This window comes from Streptomyces sp. 8L, assembly GCF_020176795.1.
Lineage (GTDB): Bacteria > Actinomycetota > Actinomycetes > Streptomycetales > Streptomycetaceae > Streptomyces.
The window spans coordinates 1-4845 of sequence record NZ_JAIUKE010000672.1; the positions used below are offsets into that span (position 1 = coordinate 1).

At 75.0% G+C, this 4845-nt stretch carries 5 protein-coding genes; 4 read left to right on the forward strand and 1 reads right to left on the reverse strand.

The genetic code is table 11. From position 1 onward, the window contains the following. The first annotated feature begins 179 nt into the window (after positions 1–179). From LCE31_RS36845 to def, 3 genes are all read left to right on the forward strand, one after another. Positions 180–1364 (forward strand): HD-GYP domain-containing protein, encoded by a 1185-nt coding sequence (locus LCE31_RS36845; protein WP_374118680.1) that lies wholly within the window; start codon positions 180–182, stop codon positions 1362–1364. A 91-nt stretch (positions 1365–1455) separates the two neighbouring features. Next, complete coding sequence (locus LCE31_RS36850) at positions 1456–2460, forward strand: tetratricopeptide repeat protein (protein ID WP_225022353.1); 1005 nt, start codon at positions 1456–1458, stop codon at positions 2458–2460. A gap of 183 nt (positions 2461–2643) precedes the next feature. Then, positions 2644–3297 (forward strand): peptide deformylase, encoded by a 654-nt coding sequence (gene def / locus LCE31_RS36855; RefSeq protein WP_225022355.1) that lies wholly within the window; start codon positions 2644–2646, stop codon positions 3295–3297. A gap of 45 nt (positions 3298–3342) precedes the next feature. Here the strand turns inward: def and LCE31_RS36860 are convergent, their stop codons facing one another. Then, positions 3343–4347: a GlxA family transcriptional regulator gene (locus tag LCE31_RS36860; protein WP_225022357.1), complete on the reverse strand. Its 1005-nt coding sequence runs from the start codon at positions 4345–4347 to the stop codon at positions 3343–3345. 116 nt (positions 4348–4463) lie between these two features. On the opposite strand from LCE31_RS36860, the gene LCE31_RS36865 reads away from it, so the two are divergent. Continuing rightward, positions 4464–4694, forward strand: a complete 231-nt coding sequence (locus LCE31_RS36865) for a hypothetical protein (protein ID WP_225022359.1) — start codon at positions 4464–4466, stop codon at positions 4692–4694. Positions 4695–4845 lie beyond the last annotated feature (151 nt).

Here is a 4845-nt window from a genome sequence, read left to right on the forward strand (position 1 = left end):
CCCTCGGATGCCGCCACGAGCCCGCCCCCTGCCGCGGCGCCCGCCACGAGCGCTTCGCCCGCCGCGAGCGCGGCCAGGCGCGGCCCGGGAGCGCCGTGACGACGTACGCGAACGGCGCCCGCTCCCGGCCGACCGCCGACAGGCCGACCCCGAGCGGGCGGCGCGGGGCCCTGTACGCGGTGCGCGCGGCGGCCTGCGCCCTCGTCGCCCTCGCCCTGGCCGGCACCGCCGTGGGGGGGGGCGCGGACCCCCGCAACGCGCTCGCCTTCGGCCTGTTCATCGCCGTGGGCGAGGCCGCCCGCTGGGGTGCGGGCCCCCAGGAGCGCGAGCCCGCGCCGCTCGGCGCCGCCGGAGCCCTCGCGTACGCGCTGCTCGGCGAGAGCGCGGGACGGATCGCCGGGCACGGCGTGCTCCAGACCGTCGCCGTGGTGTTCGCCGCCAGTCTCGCGGGCGGCGCCGCGCACCGTACGCCGCTCGACCACCTGGCCCGCCGCGTCCTCACGGTCGCCTTCGCGGCGGCCTGCTTCCAGCCCTGGTACGTCCTCGGCGGCTCGTACTACGCGGCGCTGCTCCTGCTGATGCTCGCGCTGACGGCCCTGTGCGACGCCGTGCTCTGCGCGGTCCTGCGCCGGGCCCGCGCCACCGACCCCTTCGCGACGCTGCTCCGCGAGGAGCTGCGCTCCCTCGCCGGCATCGCGTCCGCGGTCTGCGCGACGGGGGTCGTCATAGCGCTCGGGGTGGCCGTCGCGGGGCTGTGGGCGCTGCCGGTGTTCTGCGTGCCGCTGCTGCTGACCCAGCTCTCCTTCCGCCGGTACGCGGCCGTACGCACCACCTACCGCCAGACCATCGCGTCCCTGGCGCGCGCCACCGAGATAGCCGGGTACACCCGCGAGGGCCACGCCCGCAGGGTCGCGGAACTGAGCTGTGCCGTCGGGCGGGACCTCGGGCTTTCCGGGCGCGCCCTGGCCGTTCTGGAGTACGCGGCGCTGATGCACGACATCGGCCAGCTGTCCCTGGTGGACCCGGTCCCCGAGGGGGCGACCGCGCCGCTGCCCGAGGCCGAGCAGCGGCGGATCGCGCTGCTCGGCGGCGCGGTCGTCCGCCAGACCGGCGTCCCCTCCGCGGTGGCCGTCGTCGTGGAGCGGCAGGCGGACCCCTACCGTGAACAGCCGCTGCCCGCCCGGATCGTGCGGGCCGTCAACGCGTACGACGACCTGGCAGGTGACAACGGATGTGCGGACGGACCCCTCGGCGCATTGGAGCGGCTGCGGCTGGGTACGGCACGTGACTACCATCCCGACGTGGTGGAATCCCTCGCACGCGTCCTCGCGCGAGGCGGTCTGACCCCGGCTCCCGCTGGGTAGCCCGTGAGTAGAGAGCACGCATCCGGCATGGTTGGATGCGAAGAAGACAGTGTCCTGGGGTAATGACCCGAGCGACCGGCAGGCGGGAAACGTGAGGATCTTCGGGAAGGTACGGCATCGGCCCTCCGCCTCGTGGCGGCAGGCCACCGACCGCGCGTTCACGCTGATCGGTGACGGCAGGTACGACGACGCGGGCGCGCTGCTGACCCGCGCCGCCGACATGGAGCCGTGGCTGTCGGAGTCCTGGTTCAACCTGGCGCTGCTGCACAAGTTCCGGCACGACTGGGAGCAGGCGCGCGCCGCGGGGCTGCGGGCCGTGGCCCTGCTGGACAAGGAGGCCGGCGCCCCTGACTGGTGGAACGTGGGGATCGCCGCCACCGCCCTCCAGGACTGGCCGCTCGCGCGCCGCGCCTGGCAGGCGTACGGGCTGCGGGTGCCGGGCAGCCCGCACAGCGCGGAGGCGGCCGAGGAGCCCGAGGGCATGGACCTGGGCAGCGCGGCCGTGCGGCTCTCGCCCGAGGGCGAGGCCGAGGTCGTGTGGGGCCGCAGGCTCGACCCCGCGCGCATCGAGGTCCTCTCGATCCCGCTGCCGTCCTCCGGCAGGCGGTGGGGCGAGGTCGTCCTGCACGACGGGGTGCCCAACGGCGAGCGGACCACCGCGGGTTCCGCGGACGGGTCGCCGCACGTGTACCCCGTGTTCGACGAGATCGAGCTGTGGGCACCGTCGCCCGTGCCGACCTGGGTGGTGCTGCTGGAGGCGGCGGCCGAGGAGGACAGGGACGCGCTGGAACAGCTCGCGGCGGACGCCGGGTTCGCCGCCGAGGACTGGTCGTCGTCGGTGCGGCTGCTGTGCCGTACGTGCTCGGAGAGCCGGATGCCGAGCGCCGAGGGCGAGGGCGAGTACCTGGACCCGCACGACCACAGCGAGCCGGGCCACCCGGGCCCGCTGGGCCACCGCACCCCCGGCGAGCTGTGGACGCCGGAGCGCGAGTGCGGCATCGCCGCACCGCAGGGCCTGGTGCGCGGCCTGCTCGACGGCTGGGTGGCGGACAGCCCCGACAGCCGCGAGTGGCGCGATCTCGAAGAGGTGTGCTGACCGGGACCGCGGCCGCCCCCCCCGTGAGCCGGGACCTCTCGTCCGCAGGACCCGGGACCTCTCGTCCGCGGGCGCCGCACCGCCCGACCTGCCCTTAGGCTGTACGGGCACATCGCGCGGCCCGAGCGGGCCCCGCGCGGTGGGCCCAGCGGCACAACGGTACCCAGGAAGGCGACTGCGGACATGACGCAGCAGGAGACGGACCAGCGGATCGGCGAGGCTGCCCTCGCGACGGACGAGGACGGGTTCGTCGTGGACACGGCGGACGCCGAGGAGCGCGAGAGCGCGCACCGGGAGCGCGGCACGTCCCGCCCGATCACCGTCGTGGGGCACCCGATGCTCCACCGTGAGTGCCGTACGGTCACCGCGTTCGACGACGAGCTGGCCCGGCTCATCGACGACATGTTCGCGAGCCAGCGGGCCGCCGAGGGCGTCGGCCTCGCGGCCAACCAGATCGGCGTGGACCTCAAGGTCTTCGTCTACGACTGCCAGGACGACGAGGGAGCCCGGCACGTCGGCGCCGTCTGCAACCCGGTGCTCGTGGAGCTGGAGCCGGAGCGGCGCCGGCTGGACGACTCCAACGAGGGCTGCCTGTCCGTGCCGACCGCCTACGCGGCGCTCGCCCGTCCCGACTACGCCGAGGTCACGGGCCAGGACGCGCACGGCAACGACATCAAGGTCCGCGGCACCGGCTACTTCGCCCGCTGCCTCCAGCACGAGACGGACCACCTCTACGGCTACCTGTACATCGACCGCCTCTCCAAGCGCGACCGCAAGGACGCCCTGAAGCAGATGGCCGAGGGCACACCCCGCTACGAGACCGCCCCCAACGCCTGAGGCGGCCCGGCCGGCAGCCGTGTGCCGGAACCCCGGGGCGGCTCCTCAGACCTGCTGTGACGCGAGGCCGGCGCCGTCTCGGCGGCCGGCCGGGGCGTCCGCACCGCGGAACGTGCGCCGGTAGGCGTGCGGAGTCGTGCTCAGGGTGCGCAGGAAGTGGTGCCGCAGTGTCGCTGCGTTGCCGAAGCCGGCCCGGCCCGCGACCGCGTCCACCGTCTCCTCCGTACCCTCCAGCAACTCCTGTGCCAGCAGCACGCGTTGGCGCAGCAGCCAGCGGTACGGCGTGGTGCCCGTCTCCTGCTGGAAGCGGCGGGCGAACGTACGCGGCGACATGTGCGCCCGCTCCGCGAGCCGCTCGACGGTGATCTCCTCGTCCAGGTGGCGCTCCATCCAGGCCAGTACCCCGCCGACCGTGTCGCAGCTGCTCCTCGGCAGCGGCCGCTCGATGAACTGCGCCTGGCCGCCGTCCCGGTGGGGCGGCACCACCATGCGGCGCGCGATCGCGTTGGCGACCTCGGGGCCGTGTTCGAGCCGTACGAGCTGGAGGCAGGCGTCGATGCCCGCGGCCGTGCCCGCCGACGTGATGACCGGGCCGTCGGCCACGTACAGCACGTCCGGCTGGACGTCGGCGCGCGGGTAGGAGCGCCGCAGGTCGTCCGCCTGCCGCCAGTGCACCGAGCAGCGCCGGCCGTCGAGCAGCCCGGCGGCGCCGAGCACGAAGACGCCGGTGCACACGCTCAGGACGTACGCGCCCCGGTCCACGGCGCGGCGCAGCGCGTCCAGCAGCTCCGGCGGGAAGTCGCGGCGCGTGTAGTCGTTGCCCGCGGGCACGCAGATCAGGTCGGCGGCGTCGAGCCGGTCGAGCCCGTGCAGGTCGCCGATGGTGAAACCGCAGTGCGTGGAGAGTCGGGGGCCCTCGGCGGACGCCACGCCGAAGTCGTAGACGGGCAGGCCCTCGTCACTGCGGTCCAGCCCGAAGACCTCGCAGACGACGCCGAGTTCGAAAGGGTGCACACCGTCGAGGAGGACGGCTGCGACGTTGGTCAGCATGCTCTCCAGTGTGGCACCCGAGGGGCCGGAAGCGCGGCGAAAATGTGGCAGTAATTCGATGCTCGCTGACGGTCCTGCCACTGCTCGTGGCTCCGTCCGCGGCCGAGAGTGGAGGCATGGACATCTTCGTGACAGTCATCGCCCTGCTCGTACTCTTCGCCCTCGTCCTCGCGGCACCGGTCACCTGGTGGCTGAAGGACCGGGCGGTCGACCGGCAGCTACGGGAGGCGGAGCGGTTCCGCGACCAGGGACGGACGCCGACGGTGGCGACCCGGTGGGCCGAGCCGCACCGCGCCGCCCGGTCGCAGGACGCGTGGACCCTGACGCATGGCGGGGACCGGCACTGATCCCGGCGCACGCGGGCGGCGAACGGGCCGGGGGGGGGCGCCCCGGGGGGGGGCGCCCCCCGCCCCCCCCCCCCGCGCGGCGCCGCCGACAGTGGCGGCCCTGGCGGCGGCCGCCCCGGCGGTGACGCCGGCCTGAGCGAGCCGGGAAGCA